Source organism: Tsukamurella serpentis, assembly GCF_054780975.1.
In genome coordinates this window covers 1-16,953 of record NZ_BAAGVH010000004.1, presented here as the reverse complement: position 1 = coordinate 16,953, position 16,953 = coordinate 1, and the positions used below count along the sequence as shown (strand labels likewise).

At 69.2% G+C, this 16,953-nt stretch carries 13 protein-coding genes; 5 read left to right on the top strand and 8 right to left on the bottom strand.

Annotated features, from left to right (window positions below; all coding sequences use genetic code 11):
• Positions 1-3: 3 nt before the first annotated feature.
• The 6 genes from ACYVHG_RS11875 to ACYVHG_RS11850 all read right to left on the bottom strand — a co-directional run bounded on the left by ACYVHG_RS11875 (position 4) and on the right by ACYVHG_RS11850 (position 6,422).
• Positions 4-1,614, bottom strand: a complete 1,611-nt coding sequence (locus ACYVHG_RS11875; protein ID WP_461167671.1) for an ABC transporter substrate-binding protein — start codon at positions 1,612-1,614, stop codon at positions 4-6.
• Positions 1,615-1,653: 39 nt separating this feature from the next.
• Positions 1,654-2,553: an LLM class flavin-dependent oxidoreductase gene (locus ACYVHG_RS11870; RefSeq protein WP_461167670.1), complete on the bottom strand. Its 900-nt coding sequence runs from the start codon at positions 2,551-2,553 to the stop codon at positions 1,654-1,656.
• A gap of 42 nt (positions 2,554-2,595) precedes the next feature.
• Positions 2,596-3,741, bottom strand: a complete 1,146-nt coding sequence (locus ACYVHG_RS11865) for a DUF475 domain-containing protein (protein ID WP_461167669.1) — start codon at positions 3,739-3,741, stop codon at positions 2,596-2,598.
• A 124-nt stretch (positions 3,742-3,865) separates the two neighbouring features.
• Positions 3,866-4,639 (bottom strand): DUF1542 domain-containing protein, encoded by a 774-nt coding sequence (locus ACYVHG_RS11860; protein WP_461167668.1) that lies wholly within the window; start codon positions 4,637-4,639, stop codon positions 3,866-3,868.
• Positions 4,640-4,768: 129 nt separating this feature from the next.
• Positions 4,769-5,881: an inositol-3-phosphate synthase gene (locus tag ACYVHG_RS11855; protein ID WP_461167667.1), complete on the bottom strand. Its 1,113-nt coding sequence runs from the start codon at positions 5,879-5,881 to the stop codon at positions 4,769-4,771.
• On the bottom strand, positions 5,859-6,422 hold the full coding sequence (locus ACYVHG_RS11850) for a PadR family transcriptional regulator (RefSeq protein ID WP_461167666.1): 564 nt from the start codon (positions 6,420-6,422) through the stop codon (positions 5,859-5,861). Before ACYVHG_RS11850 ends, ACYVHG_RS11855 begins: the two co-directional genes overlap by 23 nt.
• 205 nt (positions 6,423-6,627) lie before the next feature.
• Here ACYVHG_RS11850 and ACYVHG_RS11845 point away from each other — a divergent pair, with 205 nt between their 5' ends.
• The 3 genes from ACYVHG_RS11845 (at position 6,628) to ACYVHG_RS11835 (ending at position 11,523) form a co-directional block, all read left to right on the top strand.
• Positions 6,628-7,026: a DUF5318 family protein gene (locus ACYVHG_RS11845; RefSeq protein WP_461167665.1), complete on the top strand. Its 399-nt coding sequence runs from the start codon at positions 6,628-6,630 to the stop codon at positions 7,024-7,026.
• A gap of 79 nt (positions 7,027-7,105) precedes the next feature.
• Positions 7,106-9,841, top strand: a complete 2,736-nt coding sequence (locus ACYVHG_RS11840; RefSeq protein ID WP_461167664.1) for a transglycosylase domain-containing protein — start codon at positions 7,106-7,108, stop codon at positions 9,839-9,841.
• Between the two features lie 47 nt (positions 9,842-9,888).
• The gene (locus ACYVHG_RS11835) at positions 9,889-11,523 is read left to right on the top strand and encodes a glycosyltransferase family 87 protein (protein ID WP_461167890.1); all 1,635 of its coding nucleotides are present in this window, start codon (positions 9,889-9,891) and stop codon (positions 11,521-11,523) included.
• A gap of 1,293 nt (positions 11,524-12,816) precedes the next feature.
• On the opposite strand, the gene ACYVHG_RS11830 is transcribed toward ACYVHG_RS11835, so the two are convergent.
• Positions 12,817-14,307 carry an aldehyde dehydrogenase family protein gene (locus ACYVHG_RS11830; protein WP_461167663.1) on the bottom strand — a complete coding sequence of 497 codons (1,491 nt, stop codon included), beginning with the start codon at positions 14,305-14,307 and terminating at the stop codon, positions 12,817-12,819.
• A 78-nt stretch (positions 14,308-14,385) separates the two neighbouring features.
• Between ACYVHG_RS11830 and ACYVHG_RS11825 the strand changes: the two genes are divergently transcribed.
• On the top strand, positions 14,386-15,375 hold the full coding sequence (locus ACYVHG_RS11825; protein ID WP_461167662.1) for an NAD(P)H-dependent flavin oxidoreductase: 990 nt from the start codon (positions 14,386-14,388) through the stop codon (positions 15,373-15,375).
• Positions 15,372-16,133 carry an enoyl-CoA hydratase-related protein gene (locus ACYVHG_RS11820; RefSeq protein ID WP_461167661.1) on the top strand — a complete coding sequence of 254 codons (762 nt, stop codon included), beginning with the start codon at positions 15,372-15,374 and terminating at the stop codon, positions 16,131-16,133. The genes ACYVHG_RS11825 and ACYVHG_RS11820 overlap by 4 nt, the downstream gene beginning before the upstream one ends.
• 114 nt (positions 16,134-16,247) lie before the next feature.
• On the opposite strand, the gene ACYVHG_RS11815 is transcribed toward ACYVHG_RS11820, so the two are convergent.
• The coding region (locus ACYVHG_RS11815; protein ID WP_461167660.1) for a 3-hydroxyacyl-CoA dehydrogenase family protein at positions 16,248-16,953 on the bottom strand (706 nt) is incomplete at its 5' end.

Genomic DNA, 16,953 nt, shown 5'->3' with positions numbered 1-16,953 from the left:
CGGCTACTTCGACGGTGCCGTCTGGTAGTCGATCCACAGGTTGCTCACCGGGACCGGGTAGTTCTTCCACTTCGGGGAAACCACCGCGGTGAGCAGCCGGTTCGCGGCCACCCCGTAGTAGCCGCGGTCCCAGAGCATGCGCTGGATCCGCTCCAGCAGCGCGCGCCGCTCGGCTTCACCCGCGGTCACGCCCAGGTCGGCGATCAGGGTGTCCAGCTCCGGATCGTTGATCTTCGCGTAGTTCACACTGCCGGTACTGGTCAACAGCTCCGACATCGCCTGATCCGGGCTGCCGCCGAAGGACAGCAGCGACGACGACAGCGAGACGTCCCAATCGGCACCCTTGCGGGCCGCACTGTGATCGTCGACCTGAATCACCTGGACCCGGATACCCACCGGCTTGAGCTGAGCCTGCATCGCCTCGGCGATCGCGACACCGTCGGGCATGAGCGGGCTGCTGAGCACCCGCACCACCAGCTCCTGGCCGTTCTTGACCCGCACCCCCGCCGGACCCATCGCCCAGCCCGCGCGGTCGAGCTCACGGCCGGCATCAGCCGGGTCGGTGACCTGGGTGTCGACCGCGTAGGAGTAGCTGGGCGGGAAGACGCTCTTGGCGTACCCGGCGTGACCCTGCAGCGCGCCCTCGGCGATCTGCCGGTAGTCGACCGAGCGGTACACCGCACGCCGCACCGCGACGTCCTGCATCACCGGCGACGGCACCCGGCTTATCAGGCCGAAGACCAGGCCGGAGGCGTCGCCCTGGAGGAACTGCGAATCGGTGCGTCCCTGGGTGACCCGGGCCGCGCTGACCGGCATGTAGAGCGCGATGTCGACTTCGCCGGACTGCACCGACTGCAGCCGGGCGGTGGAGTCGGTGACGAACCGGACGTCGATCTTGTTCAGGGCCGGCTTCCCCCGCCAGTAGCCCTCGACCGGGACCATCGCGGCACCCTGCTTGTCGAGCCGGGTCACCCGGTACGGGCCGGAGTAGATGCCCGCGTTCATCAGCTGGTCGATCGGCTTGTTCTCATCGCGGAACTTCTGGTAGCCGTCGACGTCCATGACCACCACGTTGGTCTCGTCGGCCAGCAGGTTCGCCATGGTCGGGCTGGGCCTGGTGGTCTTGAGGGTGACCTCCAGCGGTCCGGTGACCTCCGCCGATCCGAAGTTCGAGCTGCGCTTGAACCGGGACTTCTGCTCCGCGCTCCAGGTGAGTACCTGCGCCAGCGCGGCACCGTCGAAGGCGCGGCCGTTCGCGGTCTTGACCCCGTCGTTGAGGGTGAGCTTCCAGGTGGTCGGATCCACCGGTTCGAGCTTGGAGAGCACCCACGGCTCCGGGACACCGGTCTTGGTGGGCCGCATCAGCAGTTCGACGTAGCCGAACTCCACACCCCAGTAGGCACTCTTGATCGGATCGAGATCGTCGAAGGCGTAGCTGGTGGAAATGGTCAGGGTGTCGCCGTTGCCGCCGCTGGTGCCGCCCGATCCCTGGAACGAGCCGCAGCTCGCGATCAGAGTCAGCCCGAGCAGTACGGCCACACCGGTGAGCAGCCTTCGCATCACGCCGCCCGTGGCCGGCGCGGGCGAACCGCTACTTGCATTGTCGACACTCATGAAATCTCATTCCCGTAGGTTGCACACGCATCCGATCTATTAGTCGGAGCGCATACCCCGGAAGTTCCCGGACAGATGCCGGGTGGCGAGATCGTCGAGTGCGGACTCGGCGCCGCGGTACGGGTCGCCCTCGCGCGGCCAGTGCAGAATCAGATCGGTGAAGCCGAGCTCCGTGGCCCGTCCCACCGCGTCGTCGACGGCATCGGGCGAACTGAGCGCATAGGTTCCGCAGAAGTCGACCGCGAGGTACCGGTCGACGGTGTCGCGTCCGGCGTCGGCCAGGGCGTCGTCGAGCCTGCGGCTGAGCCCGGCGACACCGGCCCACCAATCGTCGCCGCGGAGACCGTCCGGACCGGTGGTCGCCCAGCCCTGTCCCAGGTCGGCGACCAGGCGCAGTCCCTTCGGCCCGTTCGCGGCGAGCACGAAGGGCATCCGCGGCACCTGCGCGGGTTCGCCGACCATCCGGGCGTCGACGGCGCGGTAGTACTGACCGTCGAAGCTGATCCCGCCCGTCTCGGTCTCGAACCGCAGTAGAACGTCGAGGTCGCGGGTGAACTCGGCGAACCGGTCGTGCCGCTGCCGTGGGGTGAGCTCGTGCCGACCGAGTACGTGGGCGTCGAACCCGGTGCCGCCGGAGCCGACGCCGAGCAGGAACCGGCCGCCGGAGATCTCATCGACGCTCGCCAGGTCCTTGGCGAAGGGCACCGGATGGCGGTAGTTGGGGGAGCTGACGAACGTGCCCAGCCGGATCCGCTCGGTGGCCGTGGCGGCGGCGGTGAGCAGCGGGATCGTCGCTCCCCAGGGCTGATCGACCAGGGTCCGCCAGGACAGGTGGTCGTAGGTCCAGGCGTGATCGAAGCCGAGCTCCTCGGCCTTGCGCCAGCGTCGGCGGGCCTCGGGCCAGGGGTACTGGGGCAGGATGACGATTCCGAATCGCACGGATCCCACCCTACGGAGGCATTGCGCCGGTCTCCGGGCCGGTTACGGCGAGGCTGTCTCCCGGGCGGTGTCCTGCGCGCGCTCGCGGCGGTTGCGCAGGATGCTCGACGCGAACGCGGCGAGGATCAGCGTCACTCCCACGAGACCGGTGATGACCTCGGGGACCGGTGTCATGATCGAGAACAGCAGGATGCCGGCGAGTGCGCCGATCGCCCAGTGCGCGCCGTGTTCGAGGTACACGTACTCGGCGAGAGTGCCCTTCTCCACCAGGTAGACGGTCAGCGACCGCACGAACATCGCGCCGATGAAGCCCAGTCCGAGGGCGATGATGATCGGGTCCGCGGTGATCGCGAACGCACCGATCACACCGTCGAAGGAGAACGAGGCGTCGAGCACCTCCAGGTAGACGAACAGGAAGAAGCCCGCCTTACCGGTGGCCTTCGCCAACTCGGACGGGCCGGAGCGGGTGGGCCGGCTCTGCTCGTCCAGCGCCTGCCCCTGTTCCTGCCCCCGTTCACCGTCCAGTTCTTCGACGTGGAACAGATCGCCGAGCCCGTTGACCACGATGTAGGTCACCAGGCCGAGGATCCCGGCGATGAAGACGATCGACTGCTCGCCCTCGTGCGCGAAGACGGTGCCGGTGAGCAGCAGCAGGAGCAGTGCGGCCACGATGGGCAGCCGGGTGAGCGCACCGATCCGCTGCAGCGGCCGCTCGATCCAGCTCAGCCAGGTGATCTCCCGCTCCGGGTCGAGGATGAAGTCCAGGAACAACATGAGCAGGAACATGCCGCCGAAGGCAGCGATCTGCGGGTGCGCGTCGGTGATCAGCGTCTCGTAGCTGGCACGGCCGTCCGGGAAGTAGGCCGCGCCGTCCGCGGGCGGGTTCAGCGCGAGGTCGAGTGCCCGCGCGGGAGACAGGCCGGCGGTGATCCACACGATGGCCAGCGGGAACACCAGGCGCATGCCGAAGACCGCGATCAGGATGCCCACGGTGAGGAACATGCGGACCCAGAACCGGCTCATCCGCTGCAGCACCGTGGCGTTGATGACGGCGTTGTCGAACGAGAGGCTGACCTCGAGGATTCCCAGGATCAGGGTGAGGATCAGCGCCTGCGGGCCGCCGTAGAGGAACGCGGCCACGAGCGCGGCGATCGTGATCGCGAAGCTGAGTCCGAAGATCCGGAACACGTCGGCCTTTCGACGAAGTGACGAGGACGCAACCCGGGTGGGATCGGCCGGCTGTGCCTACCCGCGTGCGGGACTCACAGTACGCCGTACCGGCCGCCGGTCCTCGCCTCGACGTTCGCCGCGCTCAGAAGTCGAAGCCCCCGAAGTCGCCGCCGCCGCCGAAGTCACCGCCGCCGAAGTCACCTCCGCCGAGATCGCCACCGAAGTCACCGGAGTCCCAGCCCCCGTCAGCCCCGGAGTCGGCGACACCGGCACCGTCGAAGCCGCCGTCGCCACCGGCCAGGACGGCGGGCCCGACCCCGGCCATTCCGGAGAACAGCGAGCTGAACAGCAGGTAACTGCCCACGCCCCACGCGCCGGCCACCAGCGCAGGCTTCCACCAGGGCTCGCTGTACCAGCCCGCGGGCACCGGCCGGCCCGCGACGTTCCCGCCGGGGTAGTAGTTCGGTGTGCGGTCCGACGGTGCCGGGGAGGCCTCGATCGAACGGCCCTCCACCTGCACGGACCGATCCTCGGAGACCGAGCCGGCCGACCGCTGTCCGTCGAGCTCGGGGATCGGCGGCCCCGGGTCCATGTCCATCGCCACCCGAGCGGCGCGCGCGTAGTACAGACCCTCGATCGCGGTCTGCTTCGCCAGGCGGGCCTGCGCCGGGGTGTTCGCGCCACCGACCTGCGCGCCGGCCGCGGTGTACCGCTCGCCGGCGTCCGCGAGGGCCTGGCGAGCGGCGTCGTTCGAGCCGATCAGGTTGTTGACCTGCCCGGCGAGCCGGTCGATGGTGGCGCGCGCATCGGCCTGCGCGTCCGAGAGGGCGGTCGCCCGGTTCCCGCGGCTGCGCAGCACGTTCAGCACGACCAGGGCGACGATCGCGATCACGACGATGACGAGCACGAATTCCATGCCCACAGGCTACCGATCACCCGCGAGCAGTGCCGGTATCCGCAGGTGAGAGCTGGTCCGGCGAGCGTGGACCAGAACGCGGACGGCCCGCCACCGAGAGATCGGTGACGGGCCGTTCCGGGGGAGCTACTAGTCGGCTCCGATGATGAACTCCTCGAGCTGAGCGCGCGCGACGTCGTCGGCGATCTGCTCCGGCGGGGACTTCATCAGGTAGGCCGAGGCGGGGATCACCGGGCCGCCGATTCCGCGGTCCTTGGCGATCTTCGCCGCGCGCACCGCGTCGATGATGATGCCGGCCGAGTTGGGGGAGTCCCACACCTCGAGCTTGTACTCCAGGTTCAGCGGCACATCGCCGAAGGCACGCCCCTCCAGGCGCACGTACGCCCACTTGCGGTCGTCGAGCCACTCGACGTAGTCCGACGGGCCGATGTGCACGTTGCGGTCCTGCACCTTGCCGGCCAGCGGACCGGTGAGGTTGCTGGTCACGGCCTGGGTCTTGGAGACCTTCTTCGACTCCAGGCGCTCGCGCTCGAGCATGTTCTTGAAGTCCATGTTGCCGCCGACGTTGAGCTGGTAGGTGCGGTCGAGCACCACGCCGCGGTCCTCGAACAGCTTCGCCATCACGCGGTGGGTGATGGTGGCACCGACCTGGCTCTTGATGTCGTCACCGACGATCGGGACGCCGGCGTCGCGGAACTTCGCGGCCCACTCCGGATCGGAGGCGATGAACACCGGCAGCGCGTTGACGAAGGCCACGCCCGCGTCGATGGCGCACTGCGCGTAGAACTTGTCGGCCTCCTCCGAGCCCACGGGCAGGTACGAGACCAGCACGTCGACCTCGTTGTCCTTGAGCGCCTGCACCACGTCGACGCCCTCACCCGGGGCCTCCTCGATGGTGAGCCGGTAGTACTTGCCCAGACCGTCCAGAGTGTGACCGCGCTGCACGGTGACGCCGGTGGGCGGCACGTCGGCGATCTTGATGGTGTTGTTCTCGGAGGCGTTGATGGCGTCCGAGAGGTCGAAGCCGACCTTCTTACCGTCCACGTCGAACGCCGCGACGAATTCGACGTCGCGCACGTGGTACGGGCCGAACTTCACGTGCATCAGGCCCGGGACCTCTGCGTCGTCGGCCACGTCCTTGTAGTAGTGGACGCCCTGCACGAGCGAGCTGGCGCAGTTGCCCACGCCCACGATGGCAACGCGCACCTTGGCTGAATTGTCAGTCACCGTTATTCCCTTCATTCGGTGTCAGTCGGTCGGAGCGGGATTCGGCGGCGATCAACTCGTTGAGCCACCGCACCTCGCGCTCCGTCGTCTCCAGTCCCAGCTCGTGCAACTGCCGCGTGTACGTCTCGCTCCCGCCCCCGGCCGCGAGGGCCCGGCGCAGTTCCTCCCGACGCTCCTCGACCTGCCGGCGGCGACCTTCGAGGATGCGCAACCGGGCATGGGCGGGAGTGGCGGTGAAGAATGCGAGATGTACCCCGAACCCGTCGTCCGTGTAGTTCTGCGGACCGGTATCGGCGACCAGGGTGGAGAACCGTTCCCTGCCGGCCGGGGTGAGTCCGTAGACACGGCGCGCCCGGCGCTTCCGGGTCGTTGCAGTGGGACCGCGCGCCTCTTCTTCGGCGATGTACCCGGCGTCCTGCGCGCGGCGCAGGGCGGGGTACAGCGATCCGTAGGAGAAGGCGCGGAAAGGCCCCAGCAGTTCCGTCAACCGCTTACGGATCTCGTAGCCGTGCATCGGGGAGTCGTGCAGCAGGCCGAGGACTGCGAGTTCGAGCATGCCGCCTCCCTTCAGGACACGACGCCGGGCCGCGAGCGACTGACGCGAGTGGATCTATCTCTTCAATGGGATCGGCAAATGTATCGAGCCGATATATACGACGATACCGCAAAGATGAATCGGGGATGAACGCCCGGTTGGTCCCGGTCGGCGTGCGTACGCCCTTGTCGCGGTACTACTGCGCCAGGGCACGTACATTGGATCCGTGCGGACGCAGAGGCAAACGGTCGACTACGCGCTGCAGCGGCGATCGCTGCTGGCGTCGGTCAACGTCGGCCGCGCAGCGGTGAAGTCGGTGTGCGATGCCGACCCGTACCTGCTGCGTGCGGCCAAGTTCCACGGCCGCCCGTCGGAGGTGCTGTGCCCCATCTGTCGCAAGGAGCAGCTGACCCTGGTGTCCTGGGTCTTCGGGGATTCGCTCGGCACGACGTCCGGATCAGCCCGGTCGGATGCCGAGATCACGGAACTCGAATCCACCAGAGTGGAGTTCTCCGTGCATGTCGTGGAGGTCTGTAGGTCGTGCAACTGGAATCATCTGGTGCAGTCCTACGTCGCGGGGCTTCCCCCGCGGCCGCGGCGCAAGCGTCGCGCGGCCCCCGGTTGACCGGCGGAAGCGCGCCGCACAGCGAGTGCGGCGCAGGGCGCACAAGGATGAGAACGAACGGACGAGCGGAGAACCAGCGGTGACGAACCCGGGTGGTAACGACGAGCGGAACGGGCTCGGCGGCGGATCGCCGCGCCCCGGTGCGAACGGCCCCGTTCCATCGGACGCCGTGCCGACGACGCGTATCCCGGTGGTCCCCCCGAACGCCGCCACGCCCCCGGCGAGCGGTCCCGGGACACCGCCCGCACCGCCCGCACCGTCCGCGCCCGCAGGGCCCAACCGGCCCGGTCCGGCATCGTCGGGCACCGCGCGCTCGGTGTACCAGCCGCTGTCCGGCCGCCCGGTCGAGGACTCCGAGCTGGCCGCCGAGGCTGACCGGGGCGGCCGCTCGCAGTCCGCGGGCGAGGATCCGGTGCAGATCCAGCGACCCGCCGCAGCAGCCGCCGCGGCTGGCACCGGTACGGGCGGGAACGGACCCGACGGTCCCGGTGGCGACGGCCCCGGTGGCGACGGACCGGACGGACCCGATGGTCCGGACGGGGGCGGCGGTCCCGACGAGCCGCAGGACGGCGATGACGACACCGAGAAGAAGGGCCTTCGAGGGCTTGTGAGTGGTTCCCTGTTACGGCGCGTGCTGACCGGAGGTGTCGCCGGTGTCGCACTGATCATGGTGCTCGCCGTGTTGGCCTTCCTGATCGGCTACTGGCGCACCGATGTGCCGCAGCCCGGCGAGATCCCCACCAACCAGGTGGCGACGATCGTCATGAAGGACGGCAACACCCCGCTGGCGCGAGTGGTCCCCACCGACGGCAACCGCGAGATCATCCCGGCGCAGGACATCCCCGAGGTGATGAAGAACGCCATCATGGCAGCGGAGGATCGCGACTTCGCCACCAACCCCGGCTTCTCGCTCAAGGGTTTCGCGCGAGCGGTGTTCAAGCGCATCCCCGGTGTCGCCGACGACGGCGAGGACGCCGGCGGCGGTTCCACGATCACGCAGCAGTACGTGAAGAACGCCCTGGTCGGCGACGAGTCCTCGCTGGTGCGCAAGTGGAAGGAACTGATCGTCTCGACCAAGATGTCCAACAGCTGGTCGAAGGACGAGATCATGTCCGCCTACCTGAACACGATCTACTTCGGGCGCGGCGCATACGGCCTGCAGGCGGCCTCCAAGGCCTACTTCAACGTCAACGCCAAGGACCTCAAGGTCGAGCAAGCGGCGTTGCTGGCCGGCCTGGTCCGCGGACCGTCGCTCTACGAGCCCTCCACCAAGCTCGCGGACGCCACCGGCCGCTGGAACTACGTGCTCGACGGCATGGTCGCGATGAAGACCGTCGACCCGGCACAGCGGCAGAAGCTGCAGTTCCCGCGTACCGTCCCGCCCGGCAAGACCGACGGTGACGAGCTCTCCGCGGGTCCGAACGGCTTGATCAAGACGCAGGTGCTGCGCGAACTCGCGGACGCCGGCATCGATGAGTCGACGCTGAGCACCCAGGGCTTGAAGATCACCACCACGATCGATGCGCAGGCCCAGAACGCGGCCGTCAAGGCCGCCAAGAACATGGCCGAGAACCAGCCGAAGGATCTGCGGACCGCCATCGTCTCGGTGGACCCGAAGACCGGCGGTGTGCTGGCCTACTACGGCGGAGATGACGGCAACGGCTACGACCGCGTTCAGGCCGGCCTGCAGACCGGCTCCTCGTTCAAGGTGTTCGCACTGGTCGCGGCACTGCAGCAGGGCATCCCCCTGTCGCGGGTGTACTCCTCGGCGCCGCTGAAGGCCACCGGTGTCACCGTCACCAACTCCGAGGGCCTGTCCTGCGGCAGCTGCAACCTGGCGACCGCCATGAAGATGTCGCTCAACACCGTCTACTACCGGCTGATGATGGACCTCAACAACCAGGCCCGCGACGTGGCGGACGCCGCGCACAAGGCCGGTATCGCGGAGAGCTTCGGCGGGATCAAGAAGACTCTGGAGCAGACCGACGGCACCGGCGTCGAGGGCGGCGTGGTGCTGGGCCAGTACCAGAGCCGGCCGATCGACATGGCCTCCGGCTACGCCACGCTGGCCGCCGAGGGCGTGTACCGCAAGCCGCACCTGATCACCAAGGTGACCACCGCTGACGGCCGGACCCTGCTGGACCGGGCCAACGACCCGGGCGAGCGACGGTTCAGCAAGGACGTCGCAGCCAACACCACCGCGGCGCTGCAGCCGATCGCCTCGTACTCCAACGGCAACGGCCTGGCCGGTGGACGCGCTTCGGCCGCCAAGACCGGTACCGCGCAGTACCAGGACACCGGACAGAACAAGGACGCGTGGATGGTGGGCTACACCCCGTCGATCTCGACGGCGGTCTGGGTCGGCAACGACGAGGGCAAGCCGATCACCAACTCGTGGGGCGGCATCATCTACGGCTCCGGCGTTCCGTCGACGATCTGGAAGCAGACCATGGACGGCGCGCTCTCGGGCACCGATTACGAGTCGTTCCCGACACCGGGCGCGATCGGCGGCCAGGCCGGCGTGCCGGTCGAGACCCGGGTCCGCACCAGCGTTCAACAGACCGGTTCGGCGATCGCGACCTCCGGCAGCGGGGGCGGCAGTGGCGCCGAGACCTCCGGGACCTCTGCGACGCGGACGGTGCCGGGCCTGCCGGGTGTGCCCATGCCGACGTTCCCGTGGGACCCGACCACCACGCAGCCCGGTGGTGCCGGCAACCCCACCGGTCAGGGACCGACGCGTCCGCGGCCCGGCGGCGGCGCCCCCGGCGGCGGCGACTCCCAGGGCGGCCCGCGGGTGACGAACCCGGCGCCGTGAGCAAGGGCCGGGTGATCGCGCCCGCGGACGACGGTGGTGAGGATCGCCTGTACCTGAGCCCGGGCCGATTCGACCCGGCGACCGCGGCCGAACCCGACCGGGTCGTTCCGAGCCACACCGATGCGGTGGCCCGGGACTTCTCGACGGCGGTCGGAGGCCCCGTCGGCGCCCATGCCCTGGTCGGGTTCCAGCGCTTCTTCACGCCCTTGCGGCTGATCCTGCTGGTGGCCGTGCTGTTCCTGGCGCTGGGCTGGACCACCAAGGCGGCCTGTCTGCAGCAGCGGTCCGAGGGTGGACAACTGGTGCTGGACTGGTCGGGAAACCGTCCCTACACCGCCCTGTGCTACTCGGACACGGTGCCGTTGTACGGTGCCGAACGGCTCAACGAGGGCCTGTTGCCGTACCAGACGCAGTTCTTCGACACCGATCCCACCGGGGCGCAGCAGGAGCGGTACATGGAGTACCCGGTGCTCACCGGCATGTACCAGTACGCCGCGATGCGGATCGCCAAACTGTGGTCGGCGCTGCACGAGCAGTACGGCGTCCCCGGTGCGATCGAGGTGGTGCTGTTCTTCACCGTGGTGGCGGTGGGCCTGGCGATGTTCTGGCTGATCGCGATCTGGGCCACCACCCGAGCGGCGGCCGGCTCGTCGGGGCGGGGCCGGGCCGGCGGACGGCCCTGGGACGTGATGCTGATGGCGGCGTCACCACTGGTGATCGTGCACGCCTTCACGAATTTCGATGCGATCGCAGTCGCTGCGACCGCGGTCGGGATGCTGCTGTGGGCCCGGGACCGTCCCGGCTGGGCGGGGGTGGTCCTGGGCCTGGGAACCGCGGCGAAGCTGTATCCGGCGTTCCTGCTGATCGTCCTGTTCTTCCTGTGCCTGCGAGCCGGGAGACTCCGGCCCTGGCTGACCGCGACGCTGATGGCGGTGGCGGCCTGGCTGGCGGTGAACCTCCCGGTGGCGGTGCTCTGGCCGCGGGGCTGGTGGGAGTTCTTCCACCGGAACTCGATCCGCGCGGTCGATATGGACTCGATCTACGCCGTGGTCAGTTCCTTCACCGGGAACTGGGTCTTCGGCGGCCAGGGCCCGCGCGGCGGCGCGTCGTCGCTGGCCAATTCGATCACCCTGGCACTGTTCCTCGCGGTGATCGCGGGGGTGGCGTACCTGGCGCTCCGGGCGCCCCGCCGGCCTCGGGTGGCACAGCTCGCCTTCCTCCTGGTCGCGGGATTCCTCCTGGTCAACAAGGTGTGGAGCCCGCAGTACTCACTGTGGCTGGTGCCGCTGGCGGTGCTCGCGATTCCGCACACCAGGATCCTGCTCGCCTGGATGACCATCGACGCCCTGGTCTGGGTGCCGCGGATGATGTACTTCCTCGGCGTGCAGAACAAGGGCCTGCCGGAGCAGGCGTTCACCGCCACCGTCCTCCTGCGCGACATCGCGGTGGTCGGATTGTGCGCGCTGGTCGTGCGGCAGATCTACCGCCCCGACGAGGACCTGGTCCGATCCACGTTCCCGGGACCGTACTCACCGCCGGCGGACGACCCGGCCGGTGGCGTGCTCGACGGTGCGCCCGATGTGCGGTCCTGGCGCAACCGCAGCGCCCGCCCGGGCAGGTACCAGATGAAGAAGGCCAGCAGCGCGGCGCGGCCCCACACCCCGATCCAGACACCCCACTGAACCCACCAGGTGATCGGGGAGTTCGCGGCGTGCTCGGCGAAGTAGCTCCACACCGTCAGCTCCAGGCTCAGATCGAACAGCAGGTAGGCCGCGACCAGCCGCCAGTCCACCTTGAGCAGGATGAAGAAGGGCAGCAGCCACAGCACGTACTGCGGTGAATGCACCTTGTGGAAGAGCATGAACCCGGCCAGCATCGCCGCGCTCACCCCCACCCACGGGTACACCCCGGTGCGACGGTAGAGCCGCCAGCCGAGCAGCAGCACGGTGATGATCGACGCCAGGATCAGCAGCGGTGAGAGCAACGCCACCAGGTCGTCGTAGGCCTTCGGATCGTCGAAGAACTCCAGGACGCCCCAGTACCAGATCGAGTTGGTGGACAGGTCCGCGGTGCGCAGCTCCTGGAACTTCAGCGATGCCCGCCAGCCCTCGAAACCGAGCACCATGAACGGCACGTTGATGCCCACGGCCACCACCATCGCGGTCGCCGCGGTCGCGGCGGCACCCAGCCAGTCCAGCAGCCGCCAATCGACCCGGGCGCGGCGGCCGGCACCGTCGGGCAGGGCGACGGTGCCCAGCCTGCCGTGGGTGAGCACGTACAGCACCAGCGGTGCCACGAACAGCCCCGGATAGATCTTCAGGTCGAAGCCGACGGCGAGCACTGCGGCGGTGGCGATGGCGGGTAGTCGGATCGATCGGCCCGTGCGATCGGCCCAGATCATGATGCCGAGGGCGACGGTGGCTGCGGCCACCACCGGCAGTTCCATGTTGTGGAAGGCGTAGAAGGCCAGCGGCGGGGCGACGGCCCACAGCGCGGCGGTGCGGCCGGAGATCTTCGCCAGCACCCAGGCGGTCAGCATGCCGAACGGGGCGAGCAGCAGCGCCATATGTGCCAGGAACTCGGCGTCGTTCTGCGCCCCGATCGCGCCCAGCCAGAACAGCAGCCCGCTGAGCACCGGGTACTCGATGGCCCCGCCCTGCAGTTTGCCGTTCTCGTCGATCGAGCCGGTCAGGTAGGGGAAGACGTGGTTGTTCACCTCGCGTCCGCTCCAGAGGAACTGCACGTCGGAGTAGCAGATCCGCTCCGGCATGGAGGCGAATCCGGCTGAGCGGCCGACCTCGTCGAAGGGCGCACCGGTGCACTGCGCCTTGATCAGGTAGCCGATGACGAGAGCGAGGATGCTCAGACCGAGCACGGTCCACGCCAGCCGGTCTGGGCGGAAGCTGGGCCGGGACATGCTCCCCACCCTATCGGCCCCGGTCGGCGGGCCCGGCCCGGCCCACCGCGGGTGCGGCTCAGCGTCCGTAGACGTGTCTGAGCATCATCCGCACGGTCGTCATGTCGCGGGCCTTGCGGTCGAAGGTGAGCAGGTTCATCGGGGGTTTGAACCTCTGCGCGGCGACGGCCTGCGGGCGGCTGAACTCGCGCAGCCCGTCGGCACCGTGGATCCGCCCGAAACCGGAGTCGCCGAGTCCGCCGAAGGGCAGCGCCGGAACCGAGGCGAACGAGAGGAAGGAGTTCACCGCGACGGAGCCGGTGCGCAGCCGCCGCGCGAGCTCCCGCCCGCGGGAGACGTCGCGGGTCATGATCGCGGCGGAGAGCCCGAAACTGCTGGTGTTGGCCAGGTCGATCGCTTCGTCCACGTCGGCCACAGCGGTGACCACCACGGTGGGGCCGAAGGTCTCCTCGGTGACGGCGGTGCTGTCGTGCGGCACGTCCACCAGCACCACGGGCTGTGCCGTGGTCGCGCCCACCGAGTCGCGCCCACCGACCAGGGCGCGAGCGCCACGGTCGAGGGCGTCGTCGATGTGCCGGCGGATGATCGTGAGCTGCTCGGGCATCGTCGCCGGACCGTAGTCGGCGGCCTCGTCGTCACCGCCGCGCAGGGCCCGGGCCTTGGCTGCGAGCTTCTCGACGAACTCCTCGTACCGGTCGGCGACGACGTACACCCGCTCCACTCCGGCGCAGGTCTGGCCGGCGTTGCCGAAGGCCCCGAATGCGGCAGCGTCCACCGCGGCGTCGATGTCCGCGTCGTCGGCGACGATGAAGGCGTCCTTTCCCCCACCCTCGATGGTGACCGGGGTCAAGGTCCGGGCGCAGGTGGTCATCACCGCACGCGCGGTGACCGCTGAACCGGTGAAGGCCAGTTTGTCCACGCCGGACCGGCAGAGCGCGGCTCCGGTCTCGCCTCCGCCCTGGATCACCTGCAGAACCGGCGTGCCCGGGCAGGTGGCGGCCCAGGCATCGGCCAGGAACCGTCCGACCGCGGTCGTCAGCTCGCTCGGTTTGAAGACCACCGCGTTCCCGGCGGCGAGCGCGTACGAGATCGATCCCATCGGGGTGAACACCGGGTAGTTCCACGGACCGATCACGCCGACCACCCCGAACGGCCGGTACTCGACGGTGGCGGTGAGGTTCGCGCCGAGCAGTCCCGACGGCACCGCGCGCCTGCGCAGTTCCTTCTCGGCGTGCGTCGCGGCCCAGTCCAGGTGCACCACCGCGAGCATCACTTCGAGTACGGCGTCGTCGACCGGCTTTCCGGTCTCCGCCGAGATCAGTGTGGCGAGTTCCTCGGAGTTGCGGGCCAGTTCGCCGCGGAAGCGCAGCAGCCAGTTCCGGCGGGCCTTGGGCGGAAGCCCGGCCCACCATTGCGCCGCATCGCGCGCAGTGACGACCGCCGCGGTGGTCGCGGCGTCGTCCGCCACCGGGAATCGGCCGACCTCGGCGCCGGTACGCGGATCTGTCGAGATCAGTTCACCGGTGGCGGTGTTCGACGGTGCGGTCATGGCGTGGCCTCTCGGGTTGCGGTCGAATCACCTCAATATGTTAGAGACTGTTCTCTTGTTTGTGTTACCTTTCGCAGCATGTTATCGACAACATTCACCGAGCAGTTCGGCGTCCGGTACCCGATCGTCCAGGGCGGCATGATGTGGGTCGGTCGCGCGGGACTGGCGTCGGCGGTGTCCGAGGCGGGAGGCCTCGGAATCCTCACCGCCCTCACCCAGCCCACCCCGCAGGCGCTGCGGGAGGAGATCGCGCGGACCCGCGAGCTCACCTCGGAACCCTTCGGGGTGAACCTCACGGTGCTGCCCACCATCGACCCGCCGCCGTACGAGCAGTACCTGCGCGCCGCGGTCGAGTCCGGGGTGCGGATCATCGAGACCGCCGGCTCGAATCCTGCGAAGTTCCTGCCGTATCTGAAGGACAACGGCGTCAAGGTGATCCACAAGTGCACCTCCGTGCGGCACGCGCTCAAAGCGCAGGCGATCGGCGTGGACGCGGTCTCGATCGACGGTTTCGAATGCGCCGGTCACCCCGGCGAGGACGACATTCCCGGCCTGGTCCTGATCCCCGCGGTGGCCGATGCACTCGAGATCCCGATCCTCGCCTCCGGCGGCATCGCCGACGCCCGCGGTCTGGTCGCCGCGATCGCGCTCGGCGCCGCCGGCATCAATATGGGCAGCCGCTTCCTGTGCACCGCTGAATCACCGATCGCGCCCGAGGTGAAGTCGCAGATCGTCGCGAACTCCGAGTTGGATACCAGGTTGATCTTCCGGACCCTGGGCAACACCGCCCGCGTCGCGAAGAACTCGGTGTCGGTCGAGGTGGTCCGGACCGAGGCGGAGGGTTGCGAGTTCTCCGACATCCGGCACCTGGTCGCCGGTGCCCGCGGCCGGAGGGTCTTCGAGGAGGGGGATGTGGAGGCCGGAATCTGGAGTGTGGGCCTGTGCCAGGGCCTGATCCGGGACGTGCCCACGGTGGCGCAGCTGATCGACCGGATGGTGTCGGACGGCCAGCGGATCGTCACCGGACGGCTCGCCGGGATGCTCGCGGCGAAGGAGTTCGCCGCATGAGTGAGGATCTGCTGCGCAGCGTGGACGCGGGTGTACTCACCGTCACCATCAACCGCCCCCAGCGGATGAACGCCTTCGGTGTGACCGCCGCGGCCGAGCTCGCCGGGATCATCGCCGGTGCCGACGCCGACCCGCAGATCCGGGTGGTGGTGATCACCGGTGCGGGCCGGGCCTTCTGCACCGGCGCGGATCTCGCCGGTGAACCGGCCGCGCCGGAGCGTGCCATGGACGCGGTGAATTCCTATGTGCGGGCCATCGCCGATGCGTCGATCCCGGTGATCGCCAAGGTCAACGGGCCGTGCGCCGGTATGGCGGTCGGGCTGGCCCTGGCCTGCGACGTGATCTTCGCCGCCGAGGAGGCCTATTTCCTGCTGCCCTTCGTGGGTATCGGCCTGATGCCGGATGCGGGCACCACCGCCCTGGTCCCGGCTGCGGTGGGCCGGGTCCGGGCGATGGGGATGGCGCTGCTCGGCGAGCGGGTCCGTGCGGCCGATGCCCTCACTGCGGGCATGGTCACCGCAGTAGTGCCCGCGGAGCGGCTCGACCACGCCGTGGCGGCCGTCGCAGCCGGTCTGGCCGCCGGGCCGCGGGAGGCGATCGCCGCCACCAAGCGGGGCGTCAACGCGGCCACCCTCGGCGGGCTCGACGGTGCGCTGCGCCGCGAGACCGAACAGCAGGTGAATCTGTTGCAGACGCCCGATCACCGGGAGGGCGTCGACGCCCTCCTGAGTAAGCGCCCCGCCCGCTTCGCCGAGTGAGTCGCCGATCACAGAACGCTTCACACGATGTTCGGGTATCGAGACCAGCGGCCCGGCAGCGTCTTTCGACGATGCCGGGCCGCTGTAGTGTGCGACGGCCCTACTCGCTACCGCCTATTCGTAGGTCTCGCCGGCCTCGGCCTTGGCGACCAGCGAGGCGGGCGGGGTGAACTGTTCGCCGTACTTGCTGAGCTCGCGGGCGCGAGCGACGAAGGCCGCCGGACCGGTCAGCCCCTCGGCGGCGCCGGTTCCCTGGTAGCCGTTGATGAACTGCATCACGCCACCGGTCCAGGCGGGGAAGCCGATCCCGAAGATCGAGCCCACGTTCGCGTCGGCCACCGAGGTGAGCACGCCCTCGTCGAAACACCTGACCGTCTCCAACGATTCGGCGAACAACATGCGGTCGATCATGTCCTGCAGCGGTATCGGCGAGCCGGCCGGGAACAGGTCCTTCAGCCCGGGCCACAGACCGGTGCGCTTGCCGTCGGTGTACTCGTAGAACCCGGCGCCGTCCTTGCGGCCGGTCCGTCCCGCCTCCACCATCGAATCGACCACGGCATCGCTGCCGTGCTCGGGCAGCGGGGTACCGGCGGCCTCGGCCGCCGCCCGGGTCTCCTTGCGGATCTTCTGCGGCAGGGTCAGAGTCAGTTCGTCCATCAGCTGCAGCGGCGCCGCGGGGTAGCCGGCCTGCTGGCCGGCCTGTTCGATCAGTACCGGATCGACGCCCTCGCCGACGGCCGCGAGGGCCTCGTTGACGAACGTGCCGATGACGCGGGAGGTGAAGAATCCGCGGCTGTCGTTGACCACGATCGGGGTCTTG